The organism is Actinosynnema pretiosum, from assembly GCF_002354875.1.
Lineage (GTDB): Bacteria > Actinomycetota > Actinomycetes > Mycobacteriales > Pseudonocardiaceae > Actinosynnema > Actinosynnema auranticum.
Window position 1 is genome coordinate 1,358,621 of the sequence record NZ_CP023445.1, and the last position, 17,569, is coordinate 1,376,189.

Consider the following 17,569-nt stretch of genomic DNA (forward strand, 5'->3'; position numbering starts at 1 on the left):
GAGAGGGGGAGGGAGGTCGTCAGGGGCCGGGGGAGACCAGGGCGCGGCCATCGGCGAGCGCGACGCCCCCGGCCTGGGCGCCCGGCGCGTCCGGTTCGGGCAGCGGCGCGCCCACCAGGCCCGCCGCGAGGGTGCCGCCGTCACCGGCGTCGATCACCAGGAACGCCCCGGTGCGCCGGTCGCGGGTGTAGTCGTCCACCGGGACCGGCTCGGCGGTGCGCACCCGCACCTGGCCGATGTCGTTGAGCCGCAGGGCGTCCGGCGCGCCCGTGCTGGCCAGCGCCTGCTCGTCGAACCGGGACAGCAGCTCGGTCACGATCGCCTGGACGGTGCGCGTGCCGTGCTTGACCAGCACCCGCGCGCCCGGTGCGAGGGGCTTCTCGGCCAGCCAGCACAGCGTGGCGGTGAACTCGTCCACCACCTCCGGCGCGTCACCGGCCGCGATCAGGTCGCCTCGGGAGACGTCCAGGTCGTGCGCCAGCAGCAGCGTCACCGAGCGGCCCGCCGCCGCCTCGGCCAGCGGGCCGTCGGCGGTGTCGATGCCGGTCACCGTCGTGCGCGACCCGCCGGGCAGCACGGTCACCTCGTCGCCGACCCGGACCGTGCCCGCCGCGACCTGCCCCGCGTACCCCCGGTAGTCCGGGTGCTCGGCGGTGCGCGGCCGGATCACGTACTGCACCGGGAACCGGAACGGCGCGTCGTGCGGGTCCGGCTCCACCGGCACCGACTCCAGGTGCTCCAGCAGCGTCGGCCCCGAGTACCAGGGCGTGCTCGCCGACCGGTCCACCACGTTGTCGCCCACCAGCGCGGAGACCGGGATCGACACCACCGAGTCCTCGGCGAAGCCCAGCGCGGAGGCGTGCGCGGCGAACTCCTTGGCGATGCGGGAGAACACGACCTCGTCGTAGCCGACCAGGTCCACCTTGTTCACCGCCAGCACCAGCCGGGGCACGCCCAGCAGCGCCAGCACCGCCGCGTGCCGCCGGGTCTGCTCCACCACGCCCCGCCGCGCGTCCACCAGCAGCACCGCGAGCTGCGCCGTCGACGCGCCGGTCACGGTGTTGCGGGTGTACTGCACGTGGCCGGGGGTGTCGGCCAGCACGAACGTGCGGCGCGGCGTCGCGAAGTACCGGTAGGCCACGTCGATCGTGATGCCCTGCTCGCGCTCCGAGCGCAGCCCGTCCACCAGCAGCGACAGGTCCGGCGTCGCCAGCCCCCGGTCCGCGCTGGCCCGCTGCACCGCGTCCAGGGTGTCCGCCAGCACCGACTTCGTGTCGTACAGCAGCCGCCCGACCAGGGTGGACTTGCCGTCGTCCACGCTGCCCGCCGTGGCCAGCCTCAGCAGGTCGCTCATCTAGAAGTACCCCTCCCGCTTGCGGTCCTCCATGGCGGCCTCGCTCATCCGGTCGTCGGCGCGCGTGGCGCCCCGCTCGGTGAGCCTGCTGGCGGCGACCTCCGCGATCACCGCGTCGATGTCGGCGGCCTCGGACTCCACCGCCCCGGTGCACGAGCCGTCGCCGACCGTCCGGTAGCGCACCGTCTTCTCCACCAGCTCCTCGCCCGCGCGCGGCCCGCCCCACGGGCCCTGCGCCAGCCACATGCCGTCGCGCAGGTACACCTCGCGGCGGTGCGCGTAGTAGATGGGCGGCAGCTCGATGCGCTCGCGGGCGATGTAGTGCCACACGTCCAGCTCGGTCCAGTTCGACAGCGGGAACACCCGCACGTGCTCACCGGCCCGGTGCCTGCCGTTGTAGAGGTTCCACAGCTCCGGCCGCTGCCTGCGCGGCTCCCACTGGCCGAAGGCGTTGCGCAGGCTGAAGATGCGCTCCTTGGCGCGGGCCCGCTCCTCGTCGCGCCTGCCGCCGCCGAACACCGCGTCGAACCGGTTCGCGGTGATCGCGTCCAGCAGCGGCACGGTCTGCAGCGGGTTGCGGGTGCCGTCCGGGCGCTCGGCGAGCCTGCCGTCGTCCAGGTAGTCCTGCACCCGCGCCACCTCCAGGCGCAGGCCGTGCCGGGCCACGACCTCGTCGCGGAACGCGATCACCTCGTCGAAGTTGTGCCCGGTGTCCACGTGCAGCAGCGGGAACGGCACCGGGGCGGGCCAGAAGGCCTTGACCGCCAGGTGCAGCAGCAGCGTCGAGTCCTTGCCGCCGGAGAACAGGATCACCGGGCGGTCGAACTCGCCCGCGACCTCGCGGAAGATGTGCACCGCCTCGGACTCGAGGCGGTCGAGCGCGTCCAGGGCCAGAGTCATCCGTGCAACCCGCATTCCGTCTTGGCGGTGCCCGCCCAGCGGCCACTGCGCGGGTCGGCGCCCGGCAGCGGCTTGGCGGTGCACGGCGCGCAGCCGATGGAGGGGTAACCCGCCTGCACCAGGGGGTTCTCCAGGATCTTGTGCTCGGCGAGGTAGCCGTTGAACTCGTCGTCGGACCACGGCGCGATCGGGTTGACCTTCACCAGCCCGTTGCGCTCGTCCCACTGCACGATCGGGGTGTCCGCCCTGGTCGGGGCGTCGACGCGGCGCACGCCGGTCACCCACGCGTCGTACCCGGCCAGGGTGCGGCGCAGCGGCACGACCTTGCGCAGGTGGCAGCAGCGGCTCGGGTCGGTGCGGTTGAGCGGCCCGAACTCGGCCTCCTGGTCGGCGGCGGACTGCTCGGCGGCGGCGTTGACGATCCGCAGCTCCGGGTAGACCAGGTCGACCGCGTCGCGGGTGCCGATGGTCTCGGCGAAGTGGTAGCCGGTCTCCAGGAACAGCACGTCCACGTCCGGCTTGACCTTCGCGGCGAGGTCCACCAGCACCGCGTCCTGCATGTTCGACGCGACGATCCAGCTGTCGCCGAACGTGCGGGCGGTCCAGGCCAGGGCCTCCTCGGCGGTCGCGTCGGCCAGCTCGGCCTGGGCGGCCTCGGCCACGACCCGCAGGTCTTCCTCGATCCCGCTCACCCGCGCACCTCCTGGGGCAGGTTCAACCCGATGAACTTGACCGTGAACACCCGGCGGCAGGCCGAGCACAGCCACGCGTGCGCGGGCTCCTCCTGGGGGCGGAGGTCCTCGTCGCCGCAGTAGGGGCAGTGGAAGGGCGTCGCGCGCTCGCTCACCGCAGCAGCCCCTCGTCCGCGCGGGCCACCCACTGGGCGAACCGCTCGTCGCCGTCCCGCCCGGCCAGGTAGTGCCGCACCACCCGCTCCACGTACTCGGGCAGCTCGGCCGCGGTGACCTTGTGGCCGCGCAGCTTGCGCCCGAACCCGGCGTCCAGCCCGAGCCCGCCGCCCAGGTGCACCTGGAAGCCCTCGACCTGGCGGCCGTCGGCGTCGGTGACGATCTGGCCCTTGAGGCCGATGTCGGCGGTCTGGATGCGCGCGCACGAGTTCGGGCAGCCGTTGAGGTGCACCGAGATCGGCGCCGCGACCCCGGCCACCACGTCCGCGAGCCGCGCCTCCAGCGCGGTGACCAGCTCGGCCGCGCGCGCCTTGGTCTCGACGATCGCGAGCTTGCAGAACTCCAGCCCGGTGCACGCCATCACCCCGCGCCGCCACGGCGAGGGCTCGGTGGGCAGCCCGAGCGCCGCCAGGTCCGCGCGCAGGCCGTCCACCTCGGCCTCGGGCACGTCCAGCACGACGAGCTTCTGCTGCGGGGTGAGCCGCACCCGGTTCGACCCGGCCCGCTCCACCGCCTTGGCGACCTCCACCAGGGTCGACCCGGACACCCGGCCCGCGATCGGCGCCGCGCCGACCGCGAACAGGCCGTCCTTCTGCCGGTGCACGCCCACGTGGTCGCGGGCGATCTCGGGCACCTCGGGAGCGGGGCCGTCGAGGAGCTTCCGGTGCAGGTACTCGTCCTCCAGGACCTGGCGGAACTTCTCCGCGCCCCAGTCGGCGACCAGGAACTTCAGCCGCGCCCGGTTGCGGAGCCTGCGGTAGCCGTAGTCGCGGAAGACGCTGATCACGCCCTCCCACACGTCCGGCACCTCGTCCAGCGGCACCCACGCGCCCAGCCGCTTCGCGATCATCGGGTTGGTCGACAGGCCGCCGCCCACCCACAGGTCGAAGCCGGGGCCGTGCTCCGGGTGCACGACGCCGACGAACGCCACGTCGTGCACCTCGTGCGCCACGTCCGGCAGGCCCGAGATGGCGGTCTTGAACTTGCGCGGCAGGTTCGAGAAGCGCGGGTCGCCGATGTAGCGGCGCAGGATCTCGTCGATGGCCGGGCCGCCGTCGAGCACCTCGTCCTCGGCGATGCCCGCGAGCGGGGAGCCCAGGACGACGCGCGGGCTGTCGCCGCAGGCCTCCATCGTGGTCAGACCGGCGGCCTCCAGGCGCTCCCAGAGCGTGGGGACGTCCTCGATGCGGATCCAGTGGTACTGGACGTTCTGCCGGTCGGTGATGTCGGCGGTGTCGCGGGCGTAGGTCTGGGAGAGCTCCCCGATCAGCGCGAGCTGAGCGGTGGTCAGCCTGCCGCCGTCCACCCGGACGCGGAGCATGAAGTGCTCGTCGTCCAGCTCCTCCGGCGCGAGCGTCGCCGTCCGGCCGCCGTCGATCCCCGGCTTGCGCTGGGTGTACAGCCCGTACCAGCGGAAACGGCCCCGCAGGTCGGCGGGGTCGATCGAGGCGAAACCGCCCGGCGCGTAGATCGACTCGATCCGGGCGCGCACGTTGAGCGGGTTGTCGTCCTTCTTGCTCCGCTCGTTCGGGTTGAGCGGCTCGCGGTAACCGAGCGCCCACTGGCCCTCGCCCCGCCGCTGCCGGGCGCGCGGGGACGCCGGCGTCGAGGGCGGTGTCGTGGGCGTTGTCGTCGGGGGCGACGTCGTCGGGGGAACCATCCGCTGGCCTCCGGAGGTGGAGTGGCGGCGCGGTGGTGCGCGTGGCGAGCCCGGTGGTGCGGTGGTGGAGGCCCCGTCAGCGCACCCCGGCGCCTACGGGAACAAAAAGGCGCGGGGTTATGCCGAACGGGGGCACATCGCGCTGGAGACGCGGCGGAAGTCGACGTGGCGGCGGACCACCAGGCGAATCCCGTTCGTCGTCATGCGGCTGAGAGTGCCACGGGTCCATGTTGTGGTCCATGGGCATCCGCATGGTGGGACATCTCACGGAGGGGGGTTGCGCTGGGGGGTGGAAGGGGTGTGGGGCGGTTGGTGGGGGTGGGGTGTCGCGGCTGGTCGGGGGAGGGCTGCCGCTGGTCGGGTGGGGGTGGTCGGGAGGTGGGGGAGAATGGGGCCATGCCTTCCGCACTGCCTGCCGGCGACCCCGCACCCTCGGACGGGGCGCTGCCCGCGACCGCGCTGGAGGGGCTCGGCACTCGGCCGTTCGGGGTGTACGTGCACGTGCCGTTCTGCGCCACGCGGTGCGGGTACTGCGACTTCAACACGTACACGGCGGGGGAGCTGGGGACGTCCGCGTCGCCGGAGTCGTGGTTGGAGGGGCTGCGGCGGGAGCTGGACCTGGCGGCTCGGGTGCTGGGGGAGCCGCCCGCGGCGGAGACGGTGTTCGTGGGGGGTGGGACGCCGTCGTTGCTCGGGGCGGACGGGCTGGCGGCGGTGCTGGAGGCGGTGCGGTCGTCGGTGGGGCTCGCGCCGGGGGCCGAGGTGACGACGGAGTCGAACCCGGAGTCGACGTCGCCTGGGTTCTTCGCGGCGATCCGGGAGGCCGGGTACACGCGGGTGTCGCTGGGGATGCAGTCGGCGGCTCGGCACGTGCTGCGGATCCTGGACCGGAAGCACACGCCGGGGCGGGCGGCTGCGGCGGCCCGTGAGGCCAGGGAGGGCGGGTTCGAGCACGTCAACCTGGATTTGATCTACGGGACCCCTGGGGAGCGGGACGAGGACCTGCGGGAGTCGCTGGCGGTCGTGCGGGATGCCGGGGTGGATCACCTGTCGGCTTACGCGCTGATCGTGGAGGAGGGGACGGCGTTGGCGCGGCGGGTGCGGCGGGGGGAGTTGCCCGCGCCTGACGACGACGTGCTGGCGGAGCGGTACGAGATGGTGGACGCGGCGGCTCGGGAGATGGGGATGAGCTGGTACGAGGTGTCCAACTGGGCCGCGTCGGAGGAGGGGCGGTGCAGGCACAACGTCCTGTACTGGCAGGGGGCGGACTGGTGGGGGGCCGGGCCGGGGGCGCACAGCCACGTGGGTGGGGTGCGGTGGTGGAACGTGAAGCACCCGGCGAAGTACGCGGCGGTGCTGGCGGGTGGGGGGTCGCCTGCCGCGGGGCGTGAGGTGCTGGCGGAGGACGATCGCAGGGTCGAGCGGGTGCTGTTGGAGCTGCGACTGTCCGAAGGGCTGCCGGTGGAGGTCCTGGACCGGGACGGGCGGCGGGAGGCTGCTCGGGTGGCGGCTGAGGGGTTGTTGGAGCCCATGGCGCTTGCGCGGGGGCGGTGCGTGTTGACGGACCGGGGGCGGTTGTTGGCTGACGCGGTGGTCCGGCGGTTGACCTGAGGGCGGGTTTTCAACCCAAGGGCAAGGGCGAAGGGCGAAGGGCAAGAGCTGAAAAGCACGCCTCGCCGGCGGGGCAGACCTCCAAAAAAGAGGGGGACGGGCTCTGCCGGCCGGTGGCCGTTGGTGCTCGGTGCCGGTTTACCACTGCGGTGGTCCGGGTCCCTCTTCTCCGTTTGGCCTCCTTTCAGGCAAGCACAGGCGTCAAGACGCCGTTTGACCAGGCGGTCTGCCGCATGGTGCGGCGGCGTCTTGACACCTGCGCTCGGGCTTCGCCAGGCCAAACGGAGAAGAGGGACGCGGGATGGGGTGGCTGCGGGCTCGCTTCGCTCGCCCCGCAGCCCGCGAGGCGGTTGGTGTGGGGGCTGCTGTGGTTGGCGTGGGGGCTGTTGCGGCTGGGAGTGCGGTCGGGTGCGGATCGCTGGGGTGGGGTGGGGTTCGTAACCTGTGAATGACTTTCCGAACTCGCCGGGGACCGGGGGGCGTCGTCTCCGTAAAATCGGGGCGAGGACATCAGGGGGCTGTGCCCCCTACCAGCGGAGGTGGCACGCGGTGAACGCTGATCAGCGGCGCTTCGAGGTGTTGCGCGCCATCGTCGCCGACTACGTCTCCAACCACGAGCCCGTCGGGTCCAAGGCGTTGGTCGAGCGGCACAACCTGGGGGTGTCCAGTGCGACCGTGCGCAACGACATGGCCTCGTTGGAGGAGGACGGGTACATCACCCAGCCGCACACCAGCGCCGGGCGGGTGCCGACCGACAAGGGGTATCGGCTGTTCGTCGACCGGTTGAGCGAGGTCAAGCCGTTGTCGACGGCCGAGCGGCGGGCCATCCACTCGTTCCTCGAAGGGGCCTGCGACCTGGACGACGTGCTGCGGCGCAGTGTTCGGCTGCTCGCGCAGCTCACGCGGCAGGTCGCGGTCGTGCAGTACCCGACGCTCAGCCGGGCCTCGGTGCGGCACCTCGAGGTGCTCGCCATCACCCCGGCGCGGTTGATGCTGATCCTGATCACCGACACCGGTCGGGTGGACCAGCGGTCGGTGGACCTCGGGGACGTGATCACCGAGGACAACGTCGCCCGCATCCGGGCGATGCTCAACGGCTCGCTGGTCGGCAAGCGGCTCGCGGACGCCTCCGCCGAGGTCGCCCAGCTGCCCGAGACGGTGCCGAGCGACCTGCGGGACATCGCCACCAGGGTCAGCACCGTGCTGATCGAGTCCCTGGTCGAGCACCCCGAGGAGCGCCTGGTGCTGGGTGGCACGGCGAACCTCACCCGGAACGTGGCAGACTTCCCCGGTTCACTGCGCCAGGTGCTGGAGGCGCTGGAGGAGCAGGTGGTGGTGCTCAAGCTGCTGGCGGCCTCGCACGACCCCGGCACCGTGCTGGTGCACATCGGGGAGGAGAACGAGGCGGCGGAGATGCGCAGCACCTCGGTCGTGTCCATCGGCTACGGCAGCGCTGACAAGCTGCTCGGCGGCATGGGCGTGGTCGGACCAACCCGGATGGACTACCCGTCCACTATGGCGGCCGTCAGGGCCGTCGCCCACTACGTGGGGGACATCCTCACCGTCCGGTGAGGGAACACCCCGCGCCCGCAGGACGTTTCGCAAGCGACGCAGGCTAGCGCGCGCGTGTTCCAGCGCGCCCGCAGGAGGACAGCACGGTGGCGAGGGACTACTACGGCACGCTCGGGGTCTCCAAGAACGCGACACCCGAGGAGATCAAGCGCGCCTACCGCAAGCTCGCGCGCCAGCTTCACCCGGACGTGAACCCCAACGAGGAAGCGCGCTTCAAGGAGGTGACCGCCGCCTACGAGGTCCTGTCGGACCCGCGCAAGCGGCAGGTCGTCGACCTGGGCGGCGACCCGCTGGAGCCGGGTGGCGGCGGGCGAGGCGCGGGTGGCGGCGACCCGTTCGCCGGCTTCGGGCTGGGCGACATCATGGACGCGTTCTTCGGCGCGGGCGCGGGAGGCGGCGGTCGCGGACCGCGCAGCCGCGTCCAGCCCGGATCGGACGCGCTGATCCGGCTCTCCATGACGCTGGAGGAGTGCGCGGCGGGCGCGAACCGCGAGCTGACGGTGGACACCGCGATCCTGTGCGACCGCTGCGTGGGCAGCGGCTGCGCGGAGGGCGCGTCCCCGGTGCGCTGCGACACCTGCGGTGGGCGCGGCGAGGTGCAGTCGGTGCAGCGCTCGTTCCTCGGCCAGGTCGTCACGGCCCGGCCGTGCCCGGTCTGCCGGGGCTTCGGCGAGGTCATCCCCGACCCGTGCCAGCAGTGCGCGGGCGACGGCCGGGTCCGCTCCCGCCGCACCATCTCGGTGCAGATCCCGGCCGGTGTGGCCGAGGGGATGCGGGTGCGGCTGGCCGGTCAGGGCGAGGTCGGCTCCGGCGGAGGCCCCGCCGGTGACCTGTACGTCGAGGTCGAGGAGATCGCCCACGACGTGTTCGAGCGCGACGGGGCCGACCTGCACTGCTCGGTGCGCATCCCGATGACGACGGCCGCGCTCGGCGCGGTGCTGCCGCTGTCCACCCTCGACGGCGAGGAGGAGCTGGAGATCGAACCCGGCACCCAGCCCGCCACCGAGCTGGTGCTCACCGGCCGCGGGATGCCGAGGCTGCGCTCCAACGGGCGCGTCGACGGGCGCGGCGACCTGCACGTCCACCTGGACGTCGTGGTGCCGACCAAGCTCGACGCCCGCCAGAGCGAGCTGCTGCGCGAGCTGGCCTCGGTGCGCGGCGAGGAGGAGCCCTCGCTGTCCGGTGGCGGCAAGGGCGGCGGGCTGTTCTCGCGGCTGCGCTCCGGCCGCGGCCACCGGTGACCCTCCCCGTCTTCCTGGTCGAGAGCCTGCCCACCGGGTCCGTCGCCGTCCTGGACGGCCCGGAGGGCAGGCACGCCGCCACCGTGCGCAGGCTGCGCGCGGGGGAGGAGCTGGTGCTGTCGGACGGCAGCGGCGACCAGGTGCGCTGCGAGATCACCGAGGCGCTCAAGGACTCGCTGCGGCTGCGCGTGGTCGAGCGCTGGACCGTGCCCGAACCGGGGGTGCGGGTCGTGCTGGTGCAGGCGCTGGTCAAGGGCGAGCGCGGCGAGCTGGCCGTGGAGCTGGCGACCGAGGCGGGCGTGGACGCCGTGCTGCCGTGGAAGGCGGCGCGGTGCGTGGCCAAGTGGGAGGACGGGCCGCGCGGGGCCAAGGCGCTCGGCCGCTGGCGGGCCACCGCCCGCGAGGCGGCCAAGCAGGCGCGCCGGGCGCGGGTCCCCGAAGTGGGGGAGCCGGTGACCACGAAGCAGCTCGCGGCGCTCGCGCCGCGGGCCGCGGCGGTGCTGGTGCTGCACGAGTCCGCCGAAGTCGGGATCGGCTCGGTGGCGCTGCCACCCTCGGGTGAAGTCCTGCTGGTCGTCGGCCCGGAGGGCGGCATCGCGGAGCAGGAGCTGTCCGCGCTGGTGGAGGCGGGTGCGCACGTGGTCAGGCTGGGGCCCTCGGTGCTCAGGGCGTCCACGGCGGGGGCCGTCGCGCTGGGCGCTCTGGGCGTTTTGACCGATCGCTGGGCGTAGTGGGGCTTGCTCTTTTCTGGCGAACGCGGGTGACAGCGGTTACCCTCGTGTCCTGAGGCACCGCACCGGCTACCCATCGGTAGCGGACTCGGTTGAGCGCGCCGGACACCTCCCCCCTCGGTCCGGCGGTTGCCGCGTCGCGGTGGGGCGACCCCCAGGTCCCACCGCGACGCAGGCTCTCACCTCCTAGAGCAGCCGCAGGTCGATCGCGTTCGCCATGGCCTCGGTGCCCGCGTCACCGGGGTGCAGGCCGTCGCCGCTGTCGTAGGCCGGGGCGAGCACGGCGTCGTCGCCCGGCGCGGCGGTGGCCGCCGCGAAGTCGACCACCGCGTCGAACTCGCCGGAGGTCCTGATCCAGGTGTTCACGGCCCGCCAGGTCGCCTCGCGCTCCGGGGTCCAGATGAACGAGGTCTTGAACGGCAGGATCGTGCCGCCCACGATCCGCACCCCGCGCGCGTGCGCCTGGGCGATCAGGTTCCGGAAGCCCGCGATCAGCTCGTCGGCGGTGGCGCTGAAGCCGATGTCGTTGACGCCCTCCAGCACGATCACCGTCCGCACGCCGGTCTGGCCGAGCGCGTCGCGCGCGAAGCGGGTCGTGCCCGCGACGCCGTAGTAGGGCTCGCCCTCGCGGTCGGCGACCAGCCGGTTGCCGCCCAGGCCCGCGTTGACCACGGACGGGGCGTGCCTGCGCTCCGCGAGGCGGCGGGCCAGGAAGTCGGGCCAGCGGCGGTTGGTGTTGCCGGTGGTCGCGGAGGTGTCGGTGATCGAGTCGCCGAACGCCACGACCGTGCCCGCGGGCCGCTCCCGCGCGACGTCGACGCCGCTCACGCCCAGCCAGCACGGGGTGTCGGCGAAGCCGGTCCCGGTGCGGTCGTCGGTCTTGTCGCCGGTGGCCAGGAAGTTGCCCTGGGCGGTGAACGGGTGGTTGGTCAGGGGGCCGGTGGGGCCGGGGAAGTGGACGCTGACCAGCAGCGTCGACAGGGCTGCGACGTCGAGGCGGACCGGGTCGCTGAGCAGGTCCCGGCCTGCGGGCACCCGCGCCTCGCGCGACCCGCCGAACGTCACCGGCCTGGTCGTGCCGGGGACGGGCTTCGCGCCCGCGCCCTGGCGGGCGACGGAGGTGCGGTCGACCCGCAGCGGGGTCGTGCCGAAGGCGTTGCTGAGCCTGATCCGCACCAGGTCGCCGCCCGCGCTGGTGAACACCACGTTCCGCACGGTCTGATCGGTCAGTCCCGCGCCCGCCGGGCAGTCGCTCCACGGGATCGCGCTGCCGACCACCGGGCTCGCCGCCCAGCCGCCGACCCAGCGCGCCCGGTCGGGCTCCGCCTGCCCGGTCCCGGTCGCCACCCCGGCCGCCAGCACCGCGGCCAGCACCGCTCCGAGCACCGCTCTCGGCCCCATCGCCGCTCCTCACCAGCTCGCATCGCCCACCTGACGACGCTGGCCGCCGGGCGCGGGCCGGTCAACCCGCTGCCCGGAGCAAGGGGGGCGGCCACCGGACCAACCGGCGCGGGCTCAGAGCAGCCGCAGGTCGACCGCGTCCGCCATGGCCTCGGTGCCCGCGTCGGTCGGGTGCAGGCCGTCGCCCCGGTCGTAGGCGGGGTTGAGCAGGGCGTCGTCGCCCGGCGCGGCCATGGCGCTCGCGAAGTCGACCACCGCGTCGAACTCGCCCGAGGTCCTGATCCAGGCGTTCACCCTCCGCCAGGTCGCCTCGCGCTCCGGGGTCCAGGCGAACGAGGTCCGGAACGGCATGATCGTGCCGCCGACCACCCGCACGTCCCGCCGGTGGGCCTGCGCGATCAGGTCGCGGTAGCCGTCGATCAGCTCGTCGGCGGTGGCGTCGAAGCTGAGGTCGTTGACCCCGGACAGGACCACGACGGTGCGCACGCCGGTCTGGCCGAGCGCGTCGCGGGCGAAGCGGGTCGTGCCCGCGACGCCGTAGTGCGGCTCGCCCTTGCGGTCGGCGACCAGCCGGTTGCCGCCCAGGCCCGCGTTGACCACCGAGGGCGTCCGGCCGTCCCGCGCCGCGAGGCGGCGGGCCAGGAAGTCCGGCCAGCGCCGGTTCGCGTTGTCGGTGCTCGCCGCCGTGTCGGTGATCGAGTCGCCGAACACCACGACCGCGCCCGCCGACCGCTGCCCCCGCTCGGCCACGTCGACGCCGCTCACGCCCAGCCAGCACGGGGTGTCGGCGAAGCCGGTCCCGGTGCGGTCGTCGGTCCGGTCGCCCTCGGCGAGGTAGTTGCCCTGGGCGGTGAACGGGTGGTTGGTCAGGGGGCCGGTGGGGCCGGGGAAGTGCACGCTGACCAGCAGCGTCGACAGGGCGGCCACGTCCAGCAGCACCGGGTCGCTGAGCAGCTCCCCGCCCGCCGGGACGAGCGCCTCGCGCGACCCGCCGAAGGTGACCGGCCTGGTCGTGCCGGGAACGGGCGCCGCCCCGCCGCCCCGGTGGGCCACCGTGGTCCGGTCGACCCGCAGCGGGGTCGCGCCGAAGGCGTTGCCGAGCCTGATCCGCACCAGGTCGCCGCCCGCGCTGGTGAACACCACGTTCCGCGCGGTCCGGTCGGTCAGGCCGGCGCCGCCCGACGGGCAGTCGTTGTGGGGGTTCGGTCCGCCCATGACCGGGCTCGCCGCCCACGCCGCCGTCCAGCTCGACCGCTCCACCCGTTCCAGGTCCGCGTGGGCGCTCCCGGAGACCACCCCCGCCACCAGCGCCGCGACCACCCCCGCGCAGGCCGCGGCCCGCGCCGATCTCGACCCCATCACCGCTCCTCGAACGCCCGCACAGCCAACCGCTCGACGTTGGCCGACGCGGCGACCAAGATCAATCCGCTGGGCAGAGCAAGATCGACAGCGTTCGGCCCAAACGATCAAGGGAGCTGGTCGGGCCTGCGCCCCCGCGCCCTCCGGCGCGGTGCGGTTCACTGGTCGCGTGCAGCGCATCGAGTACGGCCCCGACCCCGACCAGTTCGGCGAGCTGACCGGCTCCGGCCCGGTCGTCGTGGTGATCCACGGCGGGTTCTGGCACCAGCGCTACACGCTCTCCCTCGGCCGTCCCCTGGCCGCCGACCTCGCCGCGCACGGCGTCACCGCGTGGAACGTCGAGTACCGCCGGGTCGGCGGCGCGGGCGGGTGGCCGCAAACCGGTGACGACGTCCTGGCCGCCATCGACGCGCTCGACCCGGCGCTCGGCCCCGTGGTCACCCTCGGCCACTCGGCGGGCGGCCACCTCGCCGTGTGGGCCGCCGCCCGGCACCCCAGGGTCGTCGGCGCGGTCGCGCAGGCGGGCGTCCTGGACCTGCTCCAGCACCCGCGGATCACCCGCCGCGCCGCCGAACTGCTCGGCGCGACCCCCGACCAGGCCCCCGAGCGCTACGCCGACGCCTCGCCCGCCGCCGCGCCCCCGGTCGGCAAGCCCGTCGTGCTCGTGCACGGCGACCGCGACGAGGACGTGCCGCTCGCCCAGAGCGAGGCGTTCGCGCAGGCCACCGGCGCGCGGCTGATCACCGTCCCCGGCGCCGGGCACCTGGACCTGATCACCGTCGGCACCCCCGCCTGGGAGGCCTGCCGCACCGCCGCGCTGGGCCTGGTCCACTAGCCTCCGGGCATGGACGACTGCCTGTTCTGCAAGATCGCCGACGGCGCCATCCCCGCCACCGTCGTGCACCAGACCGACACCGTCATCGCGTTCCGCGACATCGCGCCGCAGGCCCCCGTGCACGTCGTGCTCGTCGCCAAGCGGCACGACACCGACGCCGTCGCCCTGGCCAAGGCCGCCCCCGGCGCGCTCGACGAGCTGTTCCTGGCCGCGGGGCAGGTCGCGGAGGCCGAGGGCGTCGGCGAGTCCGGCTACCGGCTGCTGTTCAACACCGGTGCGGACGCGGGGCAGACCGTCTTCCACGCCCACCTGCACCTGCTCGGCGGCAAGCCGCTCGGCGCGCTGGCCTGACCGCCCGCGGCCTCACCCCAGCGCCTGCATGATCGGCGCGAACAGCCGCTCCCGGCGGCCCGGCGGCCGGGTGGCGCCCAGCACCATCGGCGCCACCCGGTAGCCCTCGCGCATCCCGTTCTCCAGCAGCCACGCGCGCAGCCCTGGATCGGCGGTGTCCACCCGCGCGTCCCGCCCGGACACCAGGTCCGCGACCAGCGCCCGCGCCCCGGCCGCGTCCTCGGCCACCACCGGGCCCACCACCAGCGGGCTCGGGTCCGCCCAGCAGGCCGCGAACCCGGACGCCGACACCACCACCCGCTCGGCGAACCCCCGGTAGGCCGCCCACAGCGCCGACCGGTCCGCGCCGAACACCTCGGCGTCCAGCGCCACCAGCGCGGCCGGGTCGACCAGCGGCGACGTGGCGCCCGACGGCGGCCCGGTGAACACCCCGAAGTGCGTGACCAGCTCCGGCCCGGCCACCACGAACCCGAGCCTCTCGTACAGCGGCAGGCCCTGCTCCGTGGCGTGCAGCGACACCACCGGCGCGTCCGCGCGCTCCAGCGCGGCCTCCACCAGCCTGCGGCCCAGCCCCCGGCCCTGCCTGCCCTCGGCGACCAGCACCATGCTCAGCGCCGCGTGCGCGTCGCCGTAGCGGGTCAGCACGGTCGTGCCGACCAGCGCGGAGCCGTCGAACAGCCCGAGCCCGGTGCCGGTGGCCAGCAGGAACCGCCACTTGCGCTCCTCGTGGGACCACCCTCGGCCGGTGGCCAGGGCGAGGCAGGCGGGGACGTCGTCGGGGGTCAGAAAGCGCAGCTCTTCCACGGTCCCCAGTAGACCCCTGGCCCGTCGCGGCCCGTTACTCCGGTGCACCCGAGCGCTCCGGGCGGCTAGCATCGGGGGTGACCCGATCCGACGGATTCGACGCGAAAGCGCAGGAAGCAGGCCCGAGGCCACGTGGCCGACACCGCTGACAGCACGCCGCAGGCGCAAGCTCGCTCCAAGTTCTCCGTGCCGGACGGCGCGGTGCTCGCACTCCTCGGATCACGCGACGAGAACCTCCGCGCCGCGGAGGAGCTGCTCGACGCGGACGTCCACGTCCGGGGCAACGAGATCACCCTGACCGGGGAGCCCGCGGACGTGGCGTTCGCCGAGCGGGTGTTCACCGAACTCGTCACCCTCGCCAGCCGCGGCCAGCAGCTCGGCTCCGACGCCGTGCGCCGCACGGTCGCGATGCTGTCGGCGGGCACCAGCGAGTCCCCGGCCGAGGTGCTGAGCCTGGACATCATCTCCCGGCGCGGTCGCACCATCCGCCCGAAGACGCTCAACCAGAAGCACTACGTCGACGCCATCGACAAGAACACGATCGTGTTCGGCCTCGGCCCGGCGGGCACCGGCAAGACCTACCTGGCGATGGCGAAGGCCGTGCAGGCCCTCCAGGCCAAGCAGGTCACCCGGATCATCCTGACCAGGCCGGCCGTCGAGGCGGGCGAGCGGCTGGGCTACCTGCCGGGCACCCTGTACGACAAGATCGACCCGTACCTGCGCCCGCTGTACGACGCGCTGCACGACATGGTCGAACCGGACTCCATCCCGCGCCTGATGCAGGCGGGCACGATCGAGGTCGCGCCGCTGGCCTACATGCGCGGCCGGGCCCAGCCGGTGAGCACGAAGGTGCTCACCCCCGAGGGCTTCCGCCCCATCGGCGAGCTGCGGGTGGGCGACCTGGTCGTCGGCTCCGACGGCGAGCCGACCCCGGTGCTCGGGGTCTACCCGCAGGGCGAGAAGGACATGTACCGGGTCACCGCCCAGGACGGCTCGTCCGTCCTGGCCTGCGGCGAGCACCTGTGGACCGTCCGCACCGCCTCCGACCGGCGCAGGGACAAGCCGTGGCGGGTGCTGGAGACCAGGGAGATGATCGGCAACCTCCGCGCCGCGCACGCCAGGCGGTACGAGCTGCCTGTGCTCACCGGTCCCGTCCGCCTGCCCGAGCAGCCGGTGCCTATGGACCCGTACGCGCTGGGGTTGCTCATCGGCGACGGCTGCCTGACCGGCGCGACGACGCCCGCCTTCGCCACCGGCGACCCCGAGCTGGCGGTCGCCCTGGAGGCGGCGCTGCCCGGCGTCCAGGTCCGCTGGAAGAGCCGCGGTGACTACACCCTCAACCGGGTGAAGTCGCCCGGCGACGTGGTCACCCTGGAGAACCCGGTCACGGCGGTCCTGCGCCAGCTGGACCTGTTGGGCACCCGGTCGCACACCAAGTTCGTCCCCGCCGTCTACCTGGCCAACGACGCCGAGGTCAGGCTGGCCCTGCTCCAGGGCCTGCTGGACAGCGACGGCGGACCGGTCGGGCAGCTGGGCCGGACCTGCCGGATCCAGTACACGACGACCTCGCCCCGGCTCAGGGACGACGTCGTCGAGCTGGTGCGCTCGCTCGGCGGTGTCGCCTACTCCCACGTCCGCCCGGCGGCAGGCCGCAAGCCCGGCCTCGCGGCGGGGCGACCGGTGCACCACCGCCACGACGCCCACATCCTCGACATCCGCCTTCCCGAGGGCGTCGAGCCGTTCCGGCTGGCGCGCAAGCGGGAGAAGTACCGCGCGGCGGGGGGCGGTGGCAGGCCGATGCGGTTCATCGACAGCATCGAGCCCGAGGGCCGCGCCGAGGCGGTGTGCATCCAGGTGGCGGCCGAGGACTCGCTCTACGTCACCGAGGGCCACCTGCTCACCCACAACACCCTGAACGACGCCTTCATCATCCTCGACGAGGCCCAGAACACCACGCCCGAGCAGATGAAGATGTTCCTCACCCGCCTCGGCTTCGGGTCGAAGGTCGTCGTCACCGGCGACACCACCCAGGTCGACCTGCCCGGTGGGCAGCGCAGCGGGCTGCGGGTGGTGCGGGACATCCTGGACGGGGTCGAGGACGTGCACTTCTCCGTGCTGACCAGCGGTGACGTGGTCCGGCACAAGCTGGTCGCCGACATCGTCGACGCCTACGAGAAGTGGCAGGTCGAGCAGGACGAGCAGGCCGACGGCCACCACCGGGGACCCGGTGCGCGGGCTCGGGGCGAGCGGCGGGGACGATAGGCGCCGTGAGCATCGAGATCGCTAACGAGTCGGGCGCGCAGGTCGACGAGGCTTCCATCGTCGCCGCCGCCCGGTTCGCGCTGGACCGCATGGGGGTCAGCCCGCTGGCGGAGCTGTCCGTGCTGCTGGTCGAGCTGGACGTGATGGCCGACCTGCACCAGCGCTGGATGGACCTGCCCGGTCCGACCGACGTGATGGCCTTCCCCATGGACGAGCTGGACTCGGCCCGCCGCCCCGACGCGGCCGGGCTCGGGCCCGCGCTGCTGGGCGACATCGTGCTGTGCCCCGCGTTCGCCGAGGACCAGGCCGCCAAGGCCGGGCACAGCCTGATGGACGAGCTGCACCTGCTGACCGTGCACGGCGTGCTGCACCTGCTGGGCTACGACCACGCCGAGCCCGCCGAGGAGCGCGAGATGTTCACGCTCCAGAACCGCATCCTGGGCGACTACCGGGGTTCGATCGCGGAGGCCGAGCGGAAGACGGCCCAGCGCGCGGCGGACTCCAAGCTGCTGGGCGCGGCGGGGCTGGAGGACGACGCTCCCGAGCGTCCCGCCGAGCCGAGCGCCTGAGGCGGCCGGGG

Annotated in this window: 16 protein-coding genes and 3 pseudogenes; 10 read left to right on the forward strand and 9 right to left on the reverse strand. The window is 73.9% G+C overall.

Features of this window, described 5'->3' with window-relative positions:
• Positions 1-19: 19 nt before the first annotated feature.
• The 6 genes from CNX65_RS06155 to CNX65_RS38270 form a co-directional block, all read right to left on the reverse strand.
• Positions 20-1,354, reverse strand: a complete 1,335-nt coding sequence (locus CNX65_RS06155) for a sulfate adenylyltransferase subunit 1 (protein WP_096491891.1) — start codon at positions 1,352-1,354, stop codon at positions 20-22.
• Entirely contained in the window at positions 1,355-2,254 is a 900-nt protein-coding gene (cysD, locus tag CNX65_RS06160) for a sulfate adenylyltransferase subunit CysD (RefSeq protein ID WP_177154534.1), read from the reverse strand. It lies immediately after the preceding gene.
• On the reverse strand, positions 2,251-2,946 hold the full coding sequence (locus CNX65_RS06165; protein WP_177154535.1) for a phosphoadenylyl-sulfate reductase: 696 nt from the start codon (positions 2,944-2,946) through the stop codon (positions 2,251-2,253). The genes cysD and CNX65_RS06165 overlap by 4 nt, the downstream gene beginning before the upstream one ends.
• Positions 2,943-3,101: an Insertion element protein gene (locus CNX65_RS06170; protein ID WP_096491893.1), complete on the reverse strand. Its 159-nt coding sequence runs from the start codon at positions 3,099-3,101 to the stop codon at positions 2,943-2,945. Before CNX65_RS06170 ends, CNX65_RS06165 begins: the two co-directional genes overlap by 4 nt.
• A complete protein-coding gene (locus CNX65_RS06175; RefSeq protein ID WP_096491894.1) occupies positions 3,098-4,822 on the reverse strand; it encodes a nitrite/sulfite reductase in 1,725 nt (574 codons plus the stop codon). Before CNX65_RS06175 ends, CNX65_RS06170 begins: the two co-directional genes overlap by 4 nt.
• Before the next feature lie 117 nt (positions 4,823-4,939).
• On the reverse strand, positions 4,940-5,026 hold the full coding sequence (locus CNX65_RS38270) for a putative leader peptide (protein ID WP_372494808.1): 87 nt from the start codon (positions 5,024-5,026) through the stop codon (positions 4,940-4,942).
• Positions 5,027-5,218: 192 nt separating this feature from the next.
• Here CNX65_RS38270 and hemW point away from each other — a divergent pair, with 192 nt between their 5' ends.
• From hemW to CNX65_RS06195, 4 genes are all read left to right on the forward strand, one after another.
• Positions 5,219-6,433 (forward strand): radical SAM family heme chaperone HemW, encoded by a 1,215-nt coding sequence (hemW, locus tag CNX65_RS06180; RefSeq protein ID WP_096497644.1) that lies wholly within the window; start codon positions 5,219-5,221, stop codon positions 6,431-6,433.
• Between the two features lie 549 nt (positions 6,434-6,982).
• A complete protein-coding gene (gene hrcA, locus CNX65_RS06185) occupies positions 6,983-8,005 on the forward strand; it encodes a heat-inducible transcriptional repressor HrcA (RefSeq protein WP_096491895.1) in 1,023 nt (340 codons plus the stop codon).
• 86 nt (positions 8,006-8,091) lie between these two features.
• Positions 8,092-9,246: a molecular chaperone DnaJ gene (gene dnaJ, locus CNX65_RS06190; RefSeq protein ID WP_096491896.1), complete on the forward strand. Its 1,155-nt coding sequence runs from the start codon at positions 8,092-8,094 to the stop codon at positions 9,244-9,246.
• The gene (locus CNX65_RS06195; protein WP_096491897.1) at positions 9,243-9,977 is read left to right on the forward strand and encodes a 16S rRNA (uracil(1498)-N(3))-methyltransferase; all 735 of its coding nucleotides are present in this window, start codon (positions 9,243-9,245) and stop codon (positions 9,975-9,977) included. The genes dnaJ and CNX65_RS06195 overlap by 4 nt, the downstream gene beginning before the upstream one ends.
• A 186-nt stretch (positions 9,978-10,163) precedes the next feature.
• On the opposite strand, the gene CNX65_RS06200 is transcribed toward CNX65_RS06195, so the two are convergent.
• Together CNX65_RS06200 and CNX65_RS06205 are read right to left on the reverse strand one after the other, a co-directional pair.
• Positions 10,164-11,378, reverse strand: coding sequence for an SGNH/GDSL hydrolase family protein (locus CNX65_RS06200; RefSeq protein ID WP_096491898.1), 1,215 nt, complete (start codon positions 11,376-11,378; stop codon positions 10,164-10,166).
• Positions 11,379-11,492: 114 nt separating this feature from the next.
• Positions 11,493-12,737: an SGNH/GDSL hydrolase family protein gene (locus CNX65_RS06205; RefSeq protein WP_096491899.1), complete on the reverse strand. Its 1,245-nt coding sequence runs from the start codon at positions 12,735-12,737 to the stop codon at positions 11,493-11,495.
• A gap of 169 nt (positions 12,738-12,906) precedes the next feature.
• Here CNX65_RS06205 and CNX65_RS06210 point away from each other — a divergent pair, with 169 nt between their 5' ends.
• The gene (locus tag CNX65_RS06210; protein ID WP_096491900.1) at positions 12,907-13,572 is read left to right on the forward strand and encodes an alpha/beta hydrolase family protein; all 666 of its coding nucleotides are present in this window, start codon (positions 12,907-12,909) and stop codon (positions 13,570-13,572) included.
• Between the two features lie 9 nt (positions 13,573-13,581).
• Positions 13,582-13,923: a histidine triad nucleotide-binding protein gene (locus CNX65_RS06215; protein WP_096491901.1), complete on the forward strand. Its 342-nt coding sequence runs from the start codon at positions 13,582-13,584 to the stop codon at positions 13,921-13,923.
• Positions 13,924-13,935: 12 nt separating this feature from the next.
• Here CNX65_RS06215 and CNX65_RS06220 read toward each other — a convergent pair whose 3' ends face one another.
• Positions 13,936-14,727, reverse strand: coding sequence for a GNAT family N-acetyltransferase (locus CNX65_RS06220; RefSeq protein WP_096491902.1), 792 nt, complete (start codon positions 14,725-14,727; stop codon positions 13,936-13,938).
• 132 nt (positions 14,728-14,859) lie between these two features.
• Here CNX65_RS06220 and CNX65_RS36715 point away from each other — a divergent pair.
• The 4 genes and pseudogenes from CNX65_RS36715 to ybeY all read left to right on the forward strand — a co-directional run.
• A pseudogene (locus CNX65_RS36715) lies at positions 14,860-15,555 on the forward strand (PhoH family protein); the annotation flags it as partial.
• A gap of 351 nt (positions 15,556-15,906) precedes the next feature.
• Positions 15,907-16,371 (forward strand): annotated as a pseudogene (locus tag CNX65_RS36720) (LAGLIDADG family homing endonuclease); the annotation flags it as partial.
• Between the two features lie 264 nt (positions 16,372-16,635).
• A pseudogene (locus CNX65_RS36725) lies at positions 16,636-16,989 on the forward strand (PhoH family protein); the annotation flags it as partial.
• A gap of 5 nt (positions 16,990-16,994) precedes the next feature.
• A complete protein-coding gene (ybeY, locus tag CNX65_RS06230; protein WP_096491904.1) occupies positions 16,995-17,558 on the forward strand; it encodes an rRNA maturation RNase YbeY in 564 nt (187 codons plus the stop codon).
• Positions 17,559-17,569: the final 11 nt, after the last annotated feature.